This window comes from Variovorax sp. Varisp41, from assembly GCF_047325085.1.
GTDB lineage: Bacteria > Pseudomonadota > Gammaproteobacteria > Burkholderiales > Burkholderiaceae_C > Variovorax.
Genome location: NZ_CP168541.1, coordinates 24497 through 44003 on the forward strand (window position 1 = coordinate 24497; position 19507 = coordinate 44003).

14 protein-coding genes are annotated in these 19507 nt (G+C 72.6%); 9 read left to right on the forward strand and 5 right to left on the reverse strand.

Annotation, left to right across the window (positions count from 1 at the left end):
- The first annotated feature begins 54 nt into the window (after window positions 1-54).
- From ACEN9J_RS31305 to ACEN9J_RS31330, 6 genes are read left to right on the forward strand one after another with little or no spacing between them, the layout of a single operon-like run.
- Window positions 55-1197: an efflux RND transporter periplasmic adaptor subunit gene (locus ACEN9J_RS31305; RefSeq protein ID WP_413765214.1), complete on the forward strand. Its 1143-nt coding sequence runs from the start codon at window positions 55-57 to the stop codon at window positions 1195-1197.
- Window positions 1190-4285 (forward strand): efflux RND transporter permease subunit, encoded by a 3096-nt coding sequence (locus ACEN9J_RS31310; protein ID WP_413765215.1) that lies wholly within the window; start codon window positions 1190-1192, stop codon window positions 4283-4285. Before ACEN9J_RS31305 ends, ACEN9J_RS31310 begins: the two co-directional genes overlap by 8 nt.
- A 12-nt stretch (window positions 4286-4297) precedes the next feature.
- Window positions 4298-5794: an efflux transporter outer membrane subunit gene (locus ACEN9J_RS31315; RefSeq protein WP_413765216.1), complete on the forward strand. Its 1497-nt coding sequence runs from the start codon at window positions 4298-4300 to the stop codon at window positions 5792-5794.
- On the forward strand, window positions 5791-6162 hold the full coding sequence (locus tag ACEN9J_RS31320; protein ID WP_057595081.1) for a RidA family protein: 372 nt from the start codon (window positions 5791-5793) through the stop codon (window positions 6160-6162). Before ACEN9J_RS31315 ends, ACEN9J_RS31320 begins: the two co-directional genes overlap by 4 nt.
- Entirely contained in the window at window positions 6162-6515 is a 354-nt protein-coding gene (locus ACEN9J_RS31325) for a hypothetical protein (RefSeq protein ID WP_413765217.1), read from the forward strand. The genes ACEN9J_RS31320 and ACEN9J_RS31325 overlap by 1 nt, the downstream gene beginning before the upstream one ends.
- A 52-nt stretch (window positions 6516-6567) precedes the next feature.
- A complete protein-coding gene (locus ACEN9J_RS31330; protein ID WP_413765218.1) occupies window positions 6568-8172 on the forward strand; it encodes an ArnT family glycosyltransferase in 1605 nt (534 codons plus the stop codon).
- Window positions 8173-8180: 8 nt separating this feature from the next.
- Here ACEN9J_RS31330 and ACEN9J_RS31335 read toward each other — a convergent pair whose 3' ends face one another.
- From ACEN9J_RS31335 to ACEN9J_RS31355, 5 genes are all read right to left on the reverse strand, one after another.
- A complete protein-coding gene (locus ACEN9J_RS31335; protein ID WP_413765219.1) occupies window positions 8181-9572 on the reverse strand; it encodes a sensor histidine kinase in 1392 nt (463 codons plus the stop codon).
- Window positions 9572-10273 carry a response regulator transcription factor gene (locus tag ACEN9J_RS31340; RefSeq protein ID WP_261217609.1) on the reverse strand — a complete coding sequence of 234 codons (702 nt, stop codon included), beginning with the start codon at window positions 10271-10273 and terminating at the stop codon, window positions 9572-9574. Before ACEN9J_RS31340 ends, ACEN9J_RS31335 begins: the two co-directional genes overlap by 1 nt.
- Before the next feature lie 64 nt (window positions 10274-10337).
- On the reverse strand, window positions 10338-11903 hold the full coding sequence (locus ACEN9J_RS31345) for an efflux transporter outer membrane subunit (RefSeq protein WP_413765220.1): 1566 nt from the start codon (window positions 11901-11903) through the stop codon (window positions 10338-10340).
- 16 nt (window positions 11904-11919) lie between these two features.
- A complete protein-coding gene (locus tag ACEN9J_RS31350) occupies window positions 11920-15054 on the reverse strand; it encodes an efflux RND transporter permease subunit (protein WP_413765221.1) in 3135 nt (1044 codons plus the stop codon).
- On the reverse strand, window positions 15054-16250 hold the full coding sequence (locus tag ACEN9J_RS31355; RefSeq protein ID WP_261217598.1) for an efflux RND transporter periplasmic adaptor subunit: 1197 nt from the start codon (window positions 16248-16250) through the stop codon (window positions 15054-15056). Before ACEN9J_RS31355 ends, ACEN9J_RS31350 begins: the two co-directional genes overlap by 1 nt.
- A gap of 228 nt (window positions 16251-16478) precedes the next feature.
- Between ACEN9J_RS31355 and ACEN9J_RS31360 the strand changes: the two genes are divergently transcribed.
- The 3 genes from ACEN9J_RS31360 (at window position 16479) to ACEN9J_RS31370 (ending at window position 19497) form a co-directional block, all read left to right on the forward strand.
- A complete protein-coding gene (locus tag ACEN9J_RS31360; RefSeq protein ID WP_057597541.1) occupies window positions 16479-16796 on the forward strand; it encodes a hypothetical protein in 318 nt (105 codons plus the stop codon).
- A gap of 265 nt (window positions 16797-17061) precedes the next feature.
- Entirely contained in the window at window positions 17062-17841 is a 780-nt protein-coding gene (locus tag ACEN9J_RS31365; protein ID WP_296736033.1) for a sulfite exporter TauE/SafE family protein, read from the forward strand.
- 165 nt (window positions 17842-18006) lie between these two features.
- Complete coding sequence (locus tag ACEN9J_RS31370; RefSeq protein ID WP_261216814.1) at window positions 18007-19497, forward strand: ATPase domain-containing protein; 1491 nt, start codon at window positions 18007-18009, stop codon at window positions 19495-19497.
- Window positions 19498-19507: the final 10 nt, after the last annotated feature.

Genomic DNA, 19507 nt, shown 5'->3' on the forward strand with positions numbered 1-19507 from the left:
TCCTACGCTCGCGCCGGTGCCGGCAGCCAGCCGCGCCGCGACGTATCCAACGCCATGAAGAAGCCTCCCCACAAGATCATCCTCGCGCATGCCATTGCCGGCACCCTGGCCTGCGCGGCCCTGTACGCCGGCTGGTTCCATGCCGCGGCGCACAGTGCGCCCGCCGTGCCCGCGCCCGCGCCGCTGCTGGTGCGCGAAGGCCACCGCCTGAGCGTGCCCGCCGGCTCCCCGCTGCGCGAGCGGCTGCGGGTCGACGCCATCGGCGAAAGCACGAGCTCGCACCTGCTGAGCCTGCCGGCAACGGTGGAGGCCGACCCGGCGCGCACCGTCAACATCCTGCCGCCGCTGGCCGGGCGCCTGCTCGCGCTCCAGGTGCGCCTCGGCGACACGGTGCGCGCGGGCCAGCTGCTCGCGACGATGAGCTCGCCCGACCTCGCCCAGGCCGTGGCCGACGCGCAGAAGGCACGCGACGCGCTCGCGCTGGCCGAGCGCGCGCTCGCGCGGGCGCAGGGCGTCAACGAGGCCGGCTCCAACGCGGCCAAGGACGTGGAGGCGGCGCGCAGCGCAGTGGTGCAGCAGACGGCCGAGCTGCGGCGCAGCGAGGCGCGCCTGCGCGGCATCGGTGCCGGCGACGGCGGCGACGGCCGGGTGCTGCGGATCGTCGCGCCCATGGCCGGCACCGTCACCGCGCTCAATGTCGCGAGCGGCGCGGTGCTCAACGACACCAACGCGGCGCTGATGACCGTCTCCAACCTCGAGCGGGTCTGGGTCGGCGTCGGCGTGCCCGAGAACCTGCTGGGGCAGGTGGCCGCGGGCCAGAAGGCCACGGTGACGCTGGCCTCGCAGCCGTGGCGCCATTTCGCGGGCACGGTCGGCTTCGTCGGAACGCTGCTCGATGCCGACACGCGCCGCGCGCGCGCGCGGATCGCCTTCGACAACGCCGACGGCAGCTTCAGGCCCAACATGTTCGCGACCGCGCAGATCGAGCTGCCGCAGGCCGCGCAGCCGCAGGTGCCGAGCTCGGCGCTGCTGATGAACAACGACAGCGTGAGCGTGTTCGTCGAGGTGCAGCCATGGACCTTCGAGCGGCGCCCGGTCGAGCTCGGACGCGAGGACGGCGAGCGGGTGCGCATCCGCGGCGGCCTCGCGGCCGGCGAGCGCGTGGTGGTCCAGGGCGGCGTGCTGCTCAATGATTAACCTCGTCATCTCCCAGTTCCTGCGCCGTCGCCACCTGGCCTGGGCGCTGTCGGTCGCGCTGGTGCTGTTCGGCGCCTGGTCGTGGACGCAGATGACCGTCGAGGCCTACCCCGACCTCGGCGACGTCACGGTGCAGGTGACGACGCAGGTCAACGGCCTGGCTTCGGAGGAGATGGAGCAGCAGATCACCACGCCGCTGGAGCGCGCGCTGAGCAACACGCCGGGGCTGGCCTCGATCCGCTCGAGCAGCACCTTCGGCCTGTCGCTGATCACGCTGACCTTCAAGGACGGCACCGACGACTACTTCGCGCGCCAGCGCGTGACCGAGCGCATCGGCCAGGTCAGCCTGCCCGCGGGCGCGCAGCCGGGCCTCGGGCCGGTGGCGGGGCCGGCCGGCGAGATCTACCGCTACACGCTCGAGTCCGACCGCATGAACCTGATGCAGCTGTCGGAGCTGCAGCGCTGGAAGGTGATCCCGGCCCTCAAGCAGGTGGCGGGCGTGGTCGACGTCAACAACTTCGGCGGCTTCACGCGCGAGTTTCAGCTCGAGCTCGATCCCGCGCGGCTGCAGGCGCACGGGCTGGTGCTCAACGACGTGGTGACGGCGATCAACAATGGCAGCGCCAACGCGGGCGGCGGGCGCATCGCGCGCGGCGAGCAGAGCTACGTGGTGCGCGGCATCGGCCAGATCCGCTCGCTCGACGACCTGGGCGCGGTGATGGTGTCGAACAGCGGCGGCGCGCCGGTGCTGGTGCGCGACCTCGGGCGGCTGCAGTTCGGGCACCAGGAGCGCGGCGGCATCCTCGGCAAGAACACCGACCCCGACACGATCGAGGGCATCGTGCTGATGCTCAAGTACGAGAACCCCTCGCGCGTGCTCGAGGGCGTGCACCGCAAGATCGACGCGCTGCAGGCCGAGCTCGCGCCGCTGGGCGTGCGCATCGTGCCCTACATCGACCGCGACGACCTCGTGAAGCTCACGGTCGACAAGGTGACGCACACCGTGCTCGAGGGCATGGCGCTGGTGTGCTTCGTGCTCATCCTGTTCCTCGGCAGCCCGCGCAGCGCGGTGGTCGCGGCGATGGCGATCCCGATGTCGCTGGTGACGGTGTTCATCGTGATGCACTTCACGCGCATGCCGGCCAACCTGTTCTCGCTCGGCGCGATCGATTTCGGGATCATCGTGGACGGGGCCATCGTGGTGATGGAGGCGATCCTGCGGCGGCGCGAGGAGGAGCCGGACGCCACGCTCACCGAGGGCAACATCCTCGAGACCGTGAGCCACGTCTCGGGGCCGATCTTCTTCGCCACGCTGATCATCATCACGGCCTACTTCCCGCTGTTCGCCTTCGAGCGCGCCGAGGGCAAGCTGTTCCGGCCGATGGCCTTCACCGTCGGCTACGCACTCGTGGGCGCGCTGCTGTGCGCGCTCACGCTGATCCCGAGCCTGGCCTACGTGGCGCTGCGCAAGCCGCGGCGTCCCTTCGTCAACCGGCCGCTGCTGTGGCTCACCTCGGCCTACCGGCGTGCGCTCGACCTGCTGCTGGGCATGCCCGCCATCGCCTACGGCCTGGGCGTGGCCGCGCTGCTGGCGGTGGCCGTGCTCGGCGCCACGGCCGGGCGCGAGTTCCTGCCCGACATCGACGAGGGCGCGCTGTGGCTGCAGGTGCAGCTGCCCTCGGGCCTGTCGCTCGACAAGGCCAGCGAGATGGCCACCGAGCTGCGCCATGTGCTGCTCGAGTACCCGGAGGTTTCGTACGTGGTGACGCAGCTCGGGCGCAACGACGACGGCACCGACCCCTGGACGCCCTCGCACATGGAGGTGCCGGTGGGCCTCAAGCCCTACGCCGAATGGCCCGCGGGCATGCACAAGGCCGACTTCGTGCGCATGCTGGGCGAGCGCTTCGCGCGCATGCCGGGCTTCGACGTGGGCATCAGCCAGCCGATCATCGACGGCGTGAACGATGCCGTCGGCGGCGCCCACAGCCCGCTGGTGCTGCGCATCTACGGCGACGACCTCGCCGAGAGCCGGCGCATCGGCAACCGCATCGTCGAGCTGCTGGGCACGGTGCGCGGCACGGCCTCGGCCTCGCTGTTCCAGGAGCCGCCGATCCCGCAGGTGGTGATCCGGCTCGACCGCGAGGCGGCCGCGCGCCGCGGCGTGAGCGCGGCCGACGTCGCGAGCCTGGTGCAGACCGGCATCGGCGGCGCGCCGGTCATCACGGTGTACGAGGGGGCGCGCACCTACAACGTGTCGGTGAAGCTGCCGCGCAGCGCCAAGGGCGGCACCGAAGCCCTCGGCGCGCTGCTGCTCAACGGTTCCAACGGCACCAAGGTGCCGCTGGCGCAGGTGGCCGACATCCGGCTGCAGACCGGCGAGAGCACCATCTCGCACGAGATGAACGAGCGCCAGATCACGGTGCGCGTGGACAACCGCGACCGCGACCTGGCCTCCTACCTCGAGGAGGCGCGCGCGCGCATCGCGAAGGAGGTGCCCTTCGATCCGGCGAAGTTCCGGCTGCAATGGGCCGGCCAGTTCGAGAACCAGCAGCGCGCGCAGGCGCGCCTGGGCGTGTCGCTCGCGATCGTGGTCGCGATCATGGCGGTGCTGCTGTTCTTCCAGTTCGGCAAGATCCGCCACGTGGCGCTGATCCTCGGCGTGGTGCCCATGGCCACGCTCGGCGGGCTGATCGCGGTCCACCTCGCGGGCGAGACGCTCAACATGGCGACCGCGGTGGGCTTCATCGCGCTGTTCGGCGTGTCGATACAGAACGGGATCATCATGGTCGCGAACTTCCGCCGCGTGCGCGGCGAGGGGCTGGCGCTGCGGGCCTCGGTGCTCGAGGGCGCGACCGAGCGGCTGCGCCCGGTGCTGATGACGGCCTCGGTGGCCTCGGTCGGCATGCTGCCCGCGGCGCTGGCCACGGGCGTGGGCACCGATGTGCAGCGCGGGCTGGCCACGGTGGTGGTCGGCGGGCTGGTGGTGTCGACCCTGCTCACGCTGTTCATCCTGCCGGCCTTCTATTACGCGATGGAACGGCTGTTCGAGCGCAAGGGCTGGGGCTTGCGCCCGCGGCGCGATCGCTGAAGGGGGAGAACGATGAACAAGAACATCCCTGTTGCATTGGCCGTCGCGCTGTGCCTGGCCGGCTGCGCCGTGGGCCCCGACTACGCGCGTCCCCCGCTGGACCTGCCCGCGCGCTACACGGCCGCGCCGCCCGTGGCCGAGGAAGGCGAGGGCGTGCCGCTGCCGCGGCTGTCGCCCGGCCTCGACATCCCGGCCCAGTGGTGGGCCGCCTTCCGCAACGAGCCGCTCAATGCGCTGGTGGCGCAGAGCCTGGCCGGCAATCCCGGTGTCGAGGCCGCGGAGGCGGCGCTGCGCGCGGCGCGCGAGAACGAGGCGGCCCAGCGCGCGGCCTTCTGGCCGGTGCTGACGGCCGGGCTCGCGCCCACGCGCCAGCGGGTGGCGAACGCGGTCGCGAGCCCGGTGTCGTCGAACGCGAGCCTCTACACGCTGCACACGGCGCAGCTCAACGTGAGCTATGCGCCCGACGTGTTCGGCGCCACGCAGCGGCAGGTCGAGGGCGCGCGCGCGCAGACCGAGGCGCAGCGCTTCCAGGCGCTCGCCGCGCGGCTCACGCTCAGCAGCAACGTGGTGGCGGCGGCGATCGCCGAGGCCTCGCTGCGGGCGCAGCGGCGCGCCACGCTGGCGATCGCCGAGAGCCAGGCGCAGGTACTGCAGGCCTATCGCCGCCAGCTCGCGCTGGGGCAGGTCGCGCAGGCCGACGTGGAGGCGCAGGCCGCCCTGCTGGCCGCGACCGAGGCCGCCGTGCCCGCGCTCGACAAGCAGCTCGCGCAGCAGCGCCACCAGCTGGCGGTGCTCGGCGGCCGCTACCCGAGCGAGGAGGTGGCGGCGCGCTTCGAGCTCGATACGCTGGAGTTGCCCGCCGAGCTGCCGCTCGCGTTGCCTGCCCTGCTGGTCGAGCACCGGCCCGACGTGCGCGCCGCCGAGGCCCAGCTGAAGGCCGCGAGCGCGGCCATCGGCGTGGCAGTGGCCGCGCGGCTGCCTGCCGTGACGCTGAGCGCCAACCTCGGCTCCTCGGCCTACACGCTGTCGCAGCTGTTCCGTTCGCCCGCGATGTTCTGGACCGTCGCGGCCGGCGTCGCGCAGCCGCTGTTCGACGCCGGCGCGCTCGGCCACCGCGAGGCGGCCGCGCGCGCCTCGTTCGACGAGGCGGCCGCGCAGTACCGCGCGACCGTGCTCGCGGCCTTCCAGGACGTGGCCAACACGCTGGCTGCCATCGATGCCGACACGCGCGCGCTGCAGGCATCGGTGCGGGCCGAGCGCACCGCCGCGCAGGCGCTCGCGCGCACCCGCGCGCAGCTGCAGTGGGGCGATGCCAGCGCGCTCGCGCTGCTGCTCGCGCAACAGCAGCAGGCGCAGGCCGAGATCAACCTCGTGCAGGCGCGCGCGCAGCGGTTCACCGACGCGGCCGCGCTGTTCCAGGCGCTCGGCGGCGGCTGGTGGAACGCACCCGCCGATCCGGCGTCGCCGACGCTTTCCTCCATCGCATCCTCTTCGTCCGCAACGCCATGAACATCGTCCGCCACGAGATGGGCCCCCGCTTCAGCGAGATGGTGGCCGTCGACCTCGGCACCGCCCGCCTGCTCTACCTGTCGGGGCAGGTGGCCGAGAACCCCTCGCTCGACGTGACCGGCCAGATGCGCCAGGTGCTGCGCCAGATCGACGACCTGCTCGGCACCGAGGGCGCCACGCGCGAGAACCTGGTCAGCGTCACGATCTACCTGCGCACGGTGGGCGACTATGCCGCGATGAACGCGGTGTGGGACGAATGGGTGCCCGCCGGCCATACGCCCGCGCGCGCCACCGTGGGGGCCAGGCTGATCGATTCGGAGTACCGCGTGGAGATCCAGGCCACGGCCGCGGTGGGGGCACGCGGCTGATGCGTGGCATCGCCTGCGCGCTGGCGCCCGGCCTGCTCGCGCTGGCCGGCTGCGCCGGGCTCGGGACCAGCCATGCCGACTTCGTGGCGGGCTGGCGCACCGGGCGCGTCGAGGCCCTGGGCCGCGCCGGCGAACTCGCGCATGCCATGTACCGCGACTGCGCGCCACAGGCGGGCGCGAACGAGCCCTATGCGGTCGTGCGCTACCACGACGGCGGGCTGCGCACGCGCGCACTCGGCACCACGCGCCTGCCGCCGGACCTGCGGGTCGGCGACACCGTGCGCGTCGACGTGCGCGACTGCGAGGCGCCGCTGCGGCCGCTCTCGTGGCCGGCGCCCGCCGACGCGTGGTGAGCACCACGCGAAGTCAGGCGCCGGTGGGGTGCGGCCCCTATAAATCCCGCCCATGAATCCTGGATCGACGCCCGTGCCGGGCCGCTTTCTTCCTGCCGTCGAGACGGCTCGCCCGCCGCTGGACCGCTGGGTGCCCGCGCTGCTCGTCGCGCTGGTGCTCGCCTGGGCCTGGCCGATGGTCGCGCTCGACCTCACGCCGCCGTGGGACAACGTGGAGGAGCTGTTCTGGAGCGGCAGCCTGCAGTGGGGCTACTACAAGCATCCGCCGCTGCCGAGCTGGCTGCTGAGCCTGCCGCTGGCGCTGTTCGGCCGCCAGCCGTGGCTGACCTACGTGGCCGGCGTGGGCTGCGGCGTGGGCGCGCTCTACCTGCTGTGGCGCTGGTCGCGCGAGATGATGACGCCGGCGCGCGCCGCCTTCGCGCTGCTGCTGGGCACGCTGGTCACCTACCACGTGCAGCGCGCGGTGGTCTACAACCACAACACGGTGCAGTTGCTGCCGCTCGCGGGCTACTGGTGGATGCTGTGGCGCGTGCTGCGGCCGGCCGGCAGCGGGCGCGCCGACTGGGTTTGGCTCGGGCTGTTCGCGGCGCTGTCGATGCTCACCAAGTACAGCGCCGCGGTGCAGTTCGCCGTGGGCCTGGGCTTCGTGGTCCGCCAGGGCCTGTGGCGCGACGCGCGCGTGCGGCGCGACCTGTTGCTGGCCACCGGCCTCGCGCTGCTGCTCTTGTCGCCGCACCTGTGGTGGGTGCTGCAGCATGGCGACACCACGGTGGCCTATGCGCGCCATTCGGTGCATGCGGTCCATGGCCCGGGCGGCGGACACCTGCTGCCGCGGCCGCTGCGCGTGCTGCTGGTGCAGCTCGCGCGGCTGTCGCCGATGCTGCTGTTCGTCGGCTGGGCCTGGATCGCGCAGCGGCGCGAGGCGGCGGCGGGGCCAACGGCACCGATGCCCGCGGCCTTCGACCGGCGCTTCCTCGCCTGGGCGACCCTCGGTCCCACCGCGCTGGTGCTGGCGGCCTCGGTGCTGCTGCATTCGCGGCTGGTGCCGGCCTGGCTCACCACCTTCTTCCTGCCGGCCGGCGTATGGGTGGCGGCCGCGCTGCCCTGGCTCGACGCGGAACGCTGGAGCCGGCGCCGCTGGAGCGCCATGCTGGCAGTCGCAGCGCTGTTGCACGTCACGGCCGCCTGGGCCTGTGCCTGGGTCGACGGCGTGGGGAGCACGCGGCTGGGCCACGTCACGCGCGCCAACCTGCCGACGCAGCGCATCGCGGACGCGGTCGAGGCGACCTGGCGCGCGCACCGGGGCGAGCGGCCGCTGCGGCTGCTGGTCGGCGACACCTGGTTCGCGGGCGCCATCGCGCTGCGCATGGATCCCGGCGTGCGCCTGCTGATCGATGGCGACGAACGCACCTCGCCGTGGCTGGCACCGGGCACGCTGGCGCGCGAGGGCGGCATGGTGCTGATGCTGGATACGCCGGCCTTCCGTTCCGAAGGTCCGCCGCTGCAGCCCCTGATGCAGACCGTGGACTGCGGCGGGGCGATCGAGCTGCCCTGGGCCGGCGAGGGCCCCGAACGCAGCGTGCGCATGCGCTGGGGCATCGTGCTGCCCGACGACGAGCGGGCAGCCCCCGCCATCGCCTGCGGCCGCGGGCCCTGAGCCCGTACTCAGTCGCCGGCCGGAAAGCGCAGCGTGACCGCGAGGCCGCCCCAGGCGCTGTCCGACAGCGTCACCGTGGCGCCGTGCATCGCCACGATGTCGCGCACGATGGCCAGCCCCAGGCCGCTGCCGTCGCCGGTCGCGTCGCGGCCGCGCACGAAGCGCTCGAGCACCGCCTCGCGCTCGTCCTCGGGAATGCCCGGCCCCGAGTCGCTCACGCGCAGCGCCGGCGGCTCGGTCTCGAATTCGACCAGCACGCGTCCGCCCGACGGCGTGTAGCGGATCGCGTTGTCGAGCAGGTTGCTCAGCGCATCGGCGATCAGCTCGGGCTGCACCGCGACGCACACCGGCCGCTCGGGCGCGGCGAGCTCCAGCTCGATCGCGCGCGCCGACGCCTGCTCGATGTGGGTGGCGCCCACGTCCTGCGCGAGCGCGACGAGATCGATGCGGCGCCGGTCGAGATCGGCGCGCGCCTCGGGGTCGAGCGCGCCGAAGCTCAGCAGCTGCTGCACCAGCCGCCCCGAGCGCTGGATCGAGCCGCCGAGCTCGTCGACGATGCGCCGCATCGCCTGCGGATCGGGCGCCTCGGTGGCGCGCGCCAGACCGAGCTGCAGGCCGGTCAGCGAGGTGCGCAGCTGGTGCGCCGCGGTCGCGGCGAACTGCCGCTCGCGCGCCAGCATGGTCCGGATGCGCGCGAGCAGCTCGTTGTGCGAACTCGCGAAGGCCTGCAGCTCGCGCGGCACCTCGTCGACGCCGATCGGGTCGAGCGAGGCATGCGAGCGCTCGTTCCAGCGCGTGGCGATGGCCTGCAGCGGCCGCACCGTGCGACGCACCGCGATCGCGATGGCCAGCGCGGCGGCCACCACGAGCGCGACGACGGGCCACAGCAGCACCCAGAGCTCCTGCTCGGCGCGATGGCGCTTGGTCAGGGTCTCGCCCATCAGCATCGTGACCGGCGCGGCGCCGGGGCGCGTCAACTCCACGCGCACCACGCGCACCGGCTGGCCCAGGTAGGCGGCATCGAAGGCTTCGCCGCGGCGGTAGTGCACGCGCGCGGTGCCGCCGTCGGGCAGGCCGGGCTGCCCGGCCAGCAGCCGGCCGGACTGCGTGACGCTGAACCAGTTCTGGTCGATCTCGTCGAACAGCAGCATGGCCTTGAGCTGCGGCGACATGTCGATCGTCGCGACGCCCCGGTCGTCGTAGCGCAGCAGCGCGATGCTCGAGCGCGCGGCATCGAGCAGCCAGCGGTCGAACACGCGCTCGATGACCTCGTGCGTGTAGTGGAGGCCGAAGCCGCCGGCCACGGCCATCATCGTGATCAGCGGCAGCATCAGGCGCAGCAGCAGCTCGCGCCGCAACCAGCGGATGCGGCGCGGCGGTTGCGGCGGCAAGGCTTCCATCAGGCCTGCGGCGCGCCGGGGGCGGCCGTGTCGAGCACCAGCATGTAGCCGAAGCCGCGCATCGTGCGCACCTGCACGCCCGCGTCGACCAGCTTGCGGCGCAGGCGCGAGACGTAGATCTCGGAGGCGCTGTCGCCGAGCTCGATGTTGCGTTCGGCGAGCGCATCGATCAGCGCGCGCTTGGCGACCAGCCGCGGCGCGCGCTGCATCAGCAGGCCCAGCACCTCGAACTCGCGCGGCGCCAGGTCGAGCGCCTGGTCGTCCACATAGGCCCGGCCCAGGTCGCCGCGCCAGGTCAGCCGGCCGTAGTGCAGGTGGTCGCCGCGCGCCACCTGGGCGCGGCGGCCGAGCACCTCGATGCGCGCGTCGAGTTCCTCGGGCGCGAAGGGCTTGACCAGGTAGTCGTCGGCACCGCCCTGCAGGCCCAGCACGCGGTCGGCCACGCGGCTGCGCGCGGTCAGGATGAGCGCGGGCGTGAGGCGGTCGCGCTGGCGCAGCCGCCGCAGCCAGTCCAGGCCGTCGCCGTCGGGCAGGTTGAGGTCGAGCACGATGAGCTCGAAATCCTGCACCTCGCGCTCGGCGAGCGCGCGGTCGGCCTCGGCGAGGTCGCCGCAGCCGCGCACCACCCAGCCGCGCTGGCGCCAGCGCAGTTGCAGTTCCCGCGAGATCACGGGGTCGTCTTCGATCAGCAGCAGGAGCATCGCGGTGCGAGGCGGCGGGGCGGGCGAGCGGGTGGGCCGCCATTGTCGGCCAGCGGCGGCGCGTTCACGACTTCGGCGTGCGCTGCCACCAGCCGCCGCCCGAGGCCTGGAACAGCGCGGCGCTGTCGCCCAGCCGCGCGGCCTGCGCCTGCACGCGCGCGAGCACCGCCTGGTCGTGGGCCTGCTGCGCGTTGAGCAGCGCGAGGCGATCGACGTCGCCGAGCCGGAGTCGGCGCCGCGTGAGGTCCAGCGCGACGCGGGCCTTCTCCTCGGCCAGTGCCGCGTCCCGCAGCGATTGCGCGTTGGCCTGGATCGACTGCAGCGTGTCGGCCACGTTCTGCAGCGCCGCGATCACGGTCGCGCGGTATTGGGCATCGGCCTGGCGCAGCCCCTCCTCGGCGGCGCGCTGGCGATGCTCGAGCGTGCCGCCGTCGAACAGGGTCTGCCCGACACTGCCCGCGAGGCTGAAGAAGCGCCCCGACTTCAGGAACATCTCGCCGAGCCGGCTGGCCGCGCCGCCCCAGCTCGCATCGATGGAGAACTGCGGCAGGCGGTCGGCCACCGCCACGCCGACCTGCGCGCTGGCGGCATGCAGCTGCTCCTCGGCGGCGCGGATGTCGGGCCGTTGCTCGACCAGGCGCGAGGGCAGGGCCAGCGGCAGCTCGCGCGGCAGCACCAGCGCATCGAGGTCGAAGTCGATCGCGAGGTCCTCGTCGGGGCCGTCGCCGGCCAGCGCGCGCAGCAGGTTGCGCGTCTGCTCGCGCTGCTTGCGCAGCGGCGGCAGCTGCTGGCGCGCCTGCGCGAGCGCGAGCTCCTGCTGCGCCAGGTCCTGCCGCGCCGCGTAGCCGGCCCGCAGCTGGCGCTGCAGCAGCGCCACCGCCTGCTCGTTGGCCTCGACGATGCCCTCGGCGATCGCGATCTGCCGGCGCAGCAGCGCCTCCTGGATCGAGGCCGCCACCAGGTTCGAGGCCAGCGTGAGGTAGGCGGCCTCGAGCTGGTAGTGCTGCATCCGCGCCTGCGCCTCGAGGCTCTCGAGCTGCCGGCGCTGGCCGCCGAAGATGTCGGGCGCATAGCCGACCGTGAGCTGCGCGGTGTGGAAGTTGTAGATCACCGGCGCGTTGAAGGGCGCGCTGCCGCCCTCGCTGGCCGGCGTGCCCTGATAGGTGGAGATCACGCTGCCGTTGCCCTGCACGCCCGGCGAGTTGCCGCCGAGGTTGCCCGCGATCTTGGTGCGCGCGGGCGAGTAGCCGATGCCGACCGTGGGATAGAAGAAGCCGCGCTGCGCGTAGACGTTCTCCTGCGCCGCGCGCAGCGCCGCCTGCGCGGCCTCGAGCGTGGGACTGCGCGCGAGCGCGCGCGCGATCAGCGCGTCGAGGCGCGGCGAGCCGAACAGCGTCCACCAGTCGGCCTGGATGTCGCGCCCGGGCGCGAAGCGCTGCGCATCGCCGCCGGGCACCGGTGCCGACACGGTGTCGAGCGGCAGCGCCGACGGGGCATAGCCCTTCGCCATGGGCGGATCGGGGCGCCGGAAATCGGGGCCGACCGTGCAGCCGGCCAGCAGCGCCGCGCAGGCCAGCGCAAGCATCGATCGAACGCGGGGACGGAACGGGGAGGTGGAGGCGTGCTTCATCGCGGGCTCCGGTGCATCAGGGCGCGGCCGCCGGGCGCGCCTCGCGCGCCTGCTGCGGCTCGTCGTAGAAATCGCCGAAGCGGCGGATCGCCACCGGCAGCACCAGCAGCGTGAACAGCGTGCCGGTGACGATGCCGCCCACAATCACGCAGGCGAAGGGCCGTTGCGTCTCGCTGCCGATGCCGTGCGAGAGCGCGGCCCGCAGCAGGCCCAGGCCCGCCATCAGCGCCGTCATCAGGATCGGGCGCAGCCGCGTCGTCGCGCCTTCGACGATCGCCGTCGCGACCGCCGCGCCCGAACGCACGCGCGCCATGATCTCCTCGACCATGATCACGCCGTTCTGCACCGAGATGCCCGCCACCGCGATGAACCCGACCGCGGCCGAGACCGACAGGTGCAGGCCCGCGAGCCCGAGCGCCGCGAGCCCGCCCACCAGCGTGAACGGCACCATGCCCAACACCAGCGAGGCCAGCCGCACCGAGCGGAAGGCCCAGAACAGCAGCGAGAAGATCAGCAGCGCCGTGAACGGCACGATCACCGCGAGCCGCGCCGCGGCCCGCTGCGAGTTCTCGAACTGACCGCCCCACACCAGCTGGTAGCCCGGCGGCAGCGCGACCTGGCGCGCCACGGTGCGCTGGGCCTCCTCCACGAAGCTGCCCTGGTCGCGGCCCAGCAGGTTGACCTTGACGATGACCATGCGCGAGCCCGACTCGCGGAAGATGCGCGAGGCGCCCTGGCGCACCTCGACGTTCGCGACCTCGCCCAGCGAGATGGTGCCCGGGCCGTTGCCGACCTGCGTGCCGGCCACGGCGAGCTGCAGTCCGCGCACCGCGTCCACGCTGTCGCGGTGCGGCTGGGCGAGCCGCACCACCACGTCGAAGCGGCGGTCGGCGTCGTAGAAGCTGGTGGTCGAGCTGCCCGACATCGACTGGCCGATGACGTTGTCCACGTCGTTGACCGTGAGGCCGTAGCGCGCGAGCCGCGCGCGGTCGGGCGTGACGACCAGCTCGCTCTGCCCGCCGATACGCGTGCTGTCCACGTCGGTGGCACCGGGAATGCCGCGCAAAGTGGTGGCCACCTTTTCGCCGAGCTCGTCGAGGATGTCGAGGTTGTTGCCGATCACCTTCGCGACGATCTCGCCGCGAAAGCCCGATAGCGACTCCTCGACGTTGTCCTGGATTACCTGCGAGAAATTGGTGCTGATGCCGGGGATGTCTTCCAGCCTGGCCGACATGTCGGCGATCAGCGCCTCCTTGCCCGCGAAGCGCCAGCCCGAGCGCGGCTGCAGATCGACCAGGATCTCGAGGTTGTTCGGCCCCTTCGGGTCGGAGCCGTCGTCGGGCCGGCCGACCTGGCTGATCAGCCGCGCCACCTCGGGATACGTCAGCAGGGTGGCGCGCACGCTGCGTTCCACCTGCTTGGTGGTCTCGAGCGCGGCCGAGGTCGGCAGCGTGATGGTCAGCCAGATGTTGCCCTCGTCGAGCTTGGGCAGGAACTCGCTGCCCAGCCGCGGTGCCAGTCCCAGCGCGAGTGCCACGGGCAGCGCCGCGAGCCACAGCGTGCGGCCGGCGTGGCGCATGGTCGCGGCGAGCAGGCCGCGGTAGCGCGCCTGCAGCCAGTCCAGCCAGGGCTTGTGCTTCTCGGCCAGGGTACGGCGCTGCAGCACCGTGGCCAGCAGCGCGGGCAGGTGCGTGAAGGTCAGCAGCACCGCGCCGAGCAGCGCGAAGCTCAGGGTCAGGGCCACCGGCGTGAAGATCTTTCCCTCCACGCGCTGGAAGGTGAAGATCGGCACGAAGGCCAGGATGATGATCGCCTTCGAGAACAGCACCGGGTGCGCGAGGTCGCTGACCGTGTGGTGCAGCACGCCCAGCCGCTGGTGGCGCGCCTCGGGCGAATCGGCGTCGAGCGCGCTCTTGGCCGCGAGCCGCACCATCAGCGCCTCGACGATCACGACCGCGCTGTCGATGATGATGCCGAAGTCGACCGCGCCCAGCGAGATCAGGTTGGCCGACACGCCGCGCGCGGTGATCAGGATGAAGGCGAACAGCAGGGCCAGCGGGATCACGGTGGCCACTACCAGCGCCGCGCGCCAGCTCGAGAGGAAGATCACGAGCACCGCCACCACCAGCAGCGCGCCCACCACCAGGTTCTCGACCACCGTGGCCACCGTGTGGTGCACGAGCTGCGTGCGGTCGTAGATCGGCACGATCTTCACGCCGGCCGGCAGGCGTGGCTCGAGTTGCGCGATGCGCTGGCGCAGCTCGGCATTGATCTTCGCCGGGTCGCCGCCCTTGGTCATCGAGACGATGCCCTCGACGATGCTGTCGCGCTGGCCGGCCGCGGCGATGCCCAGGCGCGGGCGCTCGCCCTCGCGCACCTGCGCCAGGTCGGCCACCGTCACGGGCCGGCCCTGGCGCGAGGCGACCACCGCCGCGCGGATGTCGGCGAGGCTGTCGAACAGCCCGCTGGCGCGCACCACCAGCGAGGTGTCGCCGCGGCGCATCAGCCCGCCGCCCGCGCTGCCGTTGGCGTTCGAGACGGCCTGGCCGAGCTGGTCCAGCGTCACCTGGTACTTGCGCAGCGCCACCGGGTCGACCTCGATCTGGAATTCCTTGAGCGCACCGCCGAAGGTGACGATGTCGGCCACGCCGGGCGTCATGCGCAGGAACGGGCGCACGGTCCAGTCCTGCAGCGTGCGCGCCTCCACTTCTGACAGGCCCGGCGCCTCGAGCGTGTAGCGGTAGATCTCGCCGACGGCCGTCGACAGCGGCGCGAGCTGCGGCTGCACGCCGGTGGGCAGGTCGACGGTCGAGAGCTTCTCGAGCACCTGCTGGCGCGCGAAGTAGTCGTCGGTGCCGTCGGCGAAGGTCAAGGTCACGATCGACAGCCCGGTCATCGTGACCGAGCGCACGTTCGACAGCCGCGGTATGCCGGCCACCTCGCGCTCGATCGGCAGCGTGACCGAGCGCTCCATGTCCTGCGGCGCCGCGCCGGTGCGCTGCGAGATCACGCGCACCTGCACGTCCTGCACGTCGGGGAAGGCCTCGATCGGCAGGTTCGAGGCCGCGTAGCCGCCGAAGCCGACCAGCGCCGCGACCAGCACGAACACGAAGACGCGCTGCGTCAGCGCGAAGGCGATGAGCCGCTGCATCACGGCCGCTCGCTCGCGCGGGTCGTGAGCTCGGCGTCGAGCAGCAGCGCTCCCGCCGTCACCACGCGCTCGTTGCCGGCCAGGCCTTCGCGCACGTAGCTGCGGTCGCTGCCCTGTGCCAGCAGTTCGACCTGGCGGCGCCGGAACGCACCGGGCGACTCCTCGACGAACACATAGTTGTGCACGCCGCGGTTGACCAGCGCCTCGTTGGGCACGCGCACGCCGCTGCCGTCTTCCTGCAGCAGTTGCGCGCGCACGAACATCTCTGGCAGCAGCTCGAGCCCGGCGTTGTCGAGCTGCGCGCGCACCGGCACGCGCCGGGTGTTGGTGTCGACCGCATGGCCGACCTGGCGCACCGTGGCGGCGAAGCGCCGGCCCGGATAGGCATCCGACTCCACGCTCACCGCGCTGCCGAGCTTGATCCGGCCCAGCAGTCGTTCCGGCAGGTCGATCATCAGCCACAGCCGCCGCGGATCGGTCACCACGAACAGCGGCGCCGCCATGCCCGGCGCGACCTCGAGTGCCGGCGTGGCCGTGCGCTCGGCGACCAGCCCGTCCATCGGGCTGACCAGCTGCAGGCGCTGGCCCTCGCCGCGCAGTCCGCGCGGATTCATGTTCTGCAGCCGCCGGCGCGCGCGCTCCACTTCCTCCGCCGCCTGCGCATGGTCGGCCTCGAGCGCCTCGAGGTCCTTGCGCGGAATCGCGTCGCCCGGCGCCAGCTCGCGCCCGCGTTCGGCCGCGAGCTGCTTGCGCTTCTCGTCGGCCAGCGCCTTGCCGAGGTCGGCGCGCGCCGTGCCGTAGTCGGGCGAATCGATGTCGGCCAGCACCTGGCCCGCGCGCACGCTGTCGCCGGGGCCCACGCGCAGCGCCACGATGCGGCCCGAGAAGCCGACGCCGATGCGCGCCGTCGCGTCCTCGTCGTAGACCAGGCGCGCGCTCAGCGGTTCGGCCAGCGGCAGCGGCACGCGCGGCATGGCCTCGGCGCGGATCATGGCGAGCTGGGCCGCGCCCTTCGGGTAGCGCAGCTGCTCGGGGTCGGTGGCGGTCGCGGCGTTGCCTGCGCCGGTGGCCGGCGCGGGCGGCGTGGCGTCGGACCGTGTCGCGCGCCAGGCGAGGAAGGCCCCGCCGGCGACGGCCAGCAGGGCAAGAAGGACCAGGAGGACCCGGCGGCGGGAGGCGGGAGGACGCAGGCTCATCGGTGCGGCGGCAAGGACCGACCGTGCGGGCACGACGTCGGAGAAGGAAGGAGCCGACCAGCCTAGGCAGCGAAGCTTTCGGGAAGCTATCTATCCGGGGCGCGCGCCATGGCAATCGCCACCGGCTTGCGAATGCGCGATCGATGGGCGATCCTGAAAGGCACGCCGCCGTGCGCCGCCCGTCGCGGCCCCGGCCTTCCCATCGTCAATGGACCCCTTTCCAGAACCATGAGCAAACTGGACCTCAGGCAGGTCGAGCTGCGTCGGCTGCTGTCGGACGCACGACCCACGCAGGTCTTCGAGGACCTGCTGCAGCGCGGGCTGGTCGCCCGTCGGCAGGACTTCGGCTCGCTGCTGCTCGAGGTCTTCCCGAACATCGATTCGACCGTGGTCGCGATGCTGTGGCGCTGGAGGCGCGACGGGGAGTGGCATCCGGCGTTGTCGGATGCGCATGTGGATTCGCAGGTGAGGCGGCTGTTGCTGGAGGCGGGGTACCTCGATGCCATGGTGCAGGGGGCCGGGAGCGAGAAGGCCGGCGGCGCGTAGGAGGCGTTTGGTTTGGCGTCCAGGGCACCCGAGGTGCCCCACCTATAATGGCGGGCCGATGTCGTCGCCGACATCGGCCATGCCTGCAGGCGCCTCCATGCCGCGACCGCGCCTCCCCCCGCTTTCCCCATGTCTTCGCCCGTGTCCTCGTTCGTTCCCGATCCCGCCGGATCGCTGTCTCGGCGCCCTCGCGCGTTCCCGCCGCTTCGCAAAGCCTCCGACGCCAGCCAAGGCCTGACCGCCTCGCGCCGCTGAAGGCCGCCCCGTGCAAGACCTCCTCTCCGGCGCCGGCCCGGTGCTGGCCTTCATGGCCTGCGTCGCCCTCGCCACCTACGCCCAGAACCTCACCGGCTTCGCCTTCAGCCTGATCCTGCTGGGCCTGGTCTCGGTGTTCCACATCGCGAGCGTCAGCGACGCGGCCAACGCGGCCACGGTGCTGAGCCTGATCAATGCCTGGACCTACTTTCGCGCGCGGCCCGGCCCGGTGCCGTGGCAGCTGATGAAGCCGGCGCTCAATGGCAGCACGGTGGGCGTGATCGTCGGGCTGATGCTGCTGACCTGGCTCAGCGGCAGCGCGGTCGATTGGCTGCGCGCGCTGCTGGGGGTGTCGATCCTGGGCTGCGCGGTGTTGCTGGTGCTGCAGGCGAAGCCGCTGCCGGCGATCTCGGGGCGCAAGAGCTTCGCCATCGTCGGCTGCCTGTCGGGCGTGCTCGGCGGGCTGTTCTCGAGCTCGGGGCCGCCGATCGTGTTCCACATGTACCGGCAGCCGCTGGACCGCGAGCTGGTGCGGCGCGCGCTGCTGCTGATGTTCGCGTTCAACTCGCTGGTGCGGCTCGTGATCGTGGTGCCGACCGGGCACTTCTCGTGGCACGCGGCGCTGCTCGCGGCCTGCGCGATGCCGGTGGTCTATGCCGCCACGCGCTTGCATCACCGGCTGCCCAACCGGCTGCAGCCGCGCACGCTCAAATGGCTGGTGGGCGGGCTGCTGGCTGCCGCGGGCTCGACGCTGTTCGCCGCGGCCTGGGCCGCGATCGCGCACGGCTGAGCGCCACCGATCGCGGTGGCACGGCGCCGCCGCGCGGCGCCTTCACGAGGCGGCGGCTTACACGCGAAGTGCCCGAACCGCCCCTCTGGCGGCGCAGGCGGCACGGGAAAATCCGTGCAGGAGCCCCCAAAGGGCTTTGCTTCCAGAAAAACCGCGCCCGCTGTCATGCCATCCTCACTCACCTCCACGGGCATCCCCGGCCTCGACGACATCCTCGGCGGCGGGCTGCCCGCGCAGCACCTCTACCTGGTCGAGGGCACGCCGGGCACGGGCAAGACCACGCTCGCGCTGCAGTTCCTGCAGGCCGGCCGCGCCGCGGGCGAGCGCGGGCTCTACGTCACGCTGTCCGAAACCTCCGAGGAACTGGCCGAGGTGGCTGCCTCGCACGGCTGGTCGCTCGAGGGCATCGAGGTCTACGACCTGGTGAGCGACGAGGGACTCAGCGAGGAGGCCGAGCAGACGGTGCTGCATCCCTCGGAGTTCGAGCTCGGGGAGACCACGCGCGACGTGATGCGCCTGGTCAACGAGCAGAAGCCGCAGCGCGTGGTTTTCGACAGCCTGTCGGAGATGCGGCTGCTGGCCCAGAGCGCGCTGCGCTACCGGCGCCAGATCCTCGCGCTCAAGCGCTTCTTCGCGCAGCGCGGCTGCACCGTGCTGATGCTCGACGACCGCTCGGGCGGCGATGGCGACCAGCACCTGCACAGCATCGCGCACGGCGTGCTGCACCTGGAGCAGAACACCAACGACTATGGCGCCGACAAGCGGCGGCTGCGCGTGGTGAAGCTGCGCGGCGTGAAGTTCCGCAGCGGCGAGCACGACTTCAACCTCGACCGCGGCGGGCTGCAGGTGTTTCCGCGGCTGGTGGCCAGCGAACACGAGCAGCGGATCGACGAGCGCTCGGTCTCGACCGGCACCGCGGCGCTCGACGCCCTGCTGGGCGGCGGGCTGACACCCGGCAGCAGCCTGCTGCTGGCGGGCCCTGCGGGCGTGGGCAAGACCACCACCGCGATCAGCTGCGCCGTGGCGGCCGCGCGGCGCGGCGCGAAGGTGGCCTATTACCTGTTCGACGAAGGCCTGGGCACGCTGCGGCAGCGCTCGCGGGCGCTGGGGCTCGACGTCGAGCCCTACATGAGCTCGGGCCACATCACGATCCGCACACTGGACCCGGCCGAGGTCTCGCCGGGCCAGTTCGCGCACTCGGTGCGCATGGCGGTCGAGCAGGACGGCGTGCAGATGGTGGTGATCGACAGCCTCAATGCCTACCTGCACGCCATGCCCGGCGGCAAGTACCTTGTGCTGCAGATGCACGAGCTGCTGGCCTACCTGAACCTGCGCGGGCTCACCACGCTGCTGATCCTTTCGTTGCACGGCACCGTGGGCGAGGTGCGCGCCGACGTGGACCTGAGCTACCTCAGCGACGCGATGCTGAACTTCAGGTACTTCGAGGCGCGCGGCAACCTGCTGAAGGCGATCTCGGTGATCAAGAGCCGCACCAACGCGCACGAGCAGTCGATCCGCGAGTTCCGCCTTGGGCCGCACGGCGTCGAGGTCGGCAAGGCGCTCAGCGACTTCCAGGGGGTGCTGTCGGGCGCGGCCCGCTACACCGGCACGCAGCCGCTGCTGGGCGATAGCGATATCGCCACGCCGTCCGCATGAAAGGGGCGGC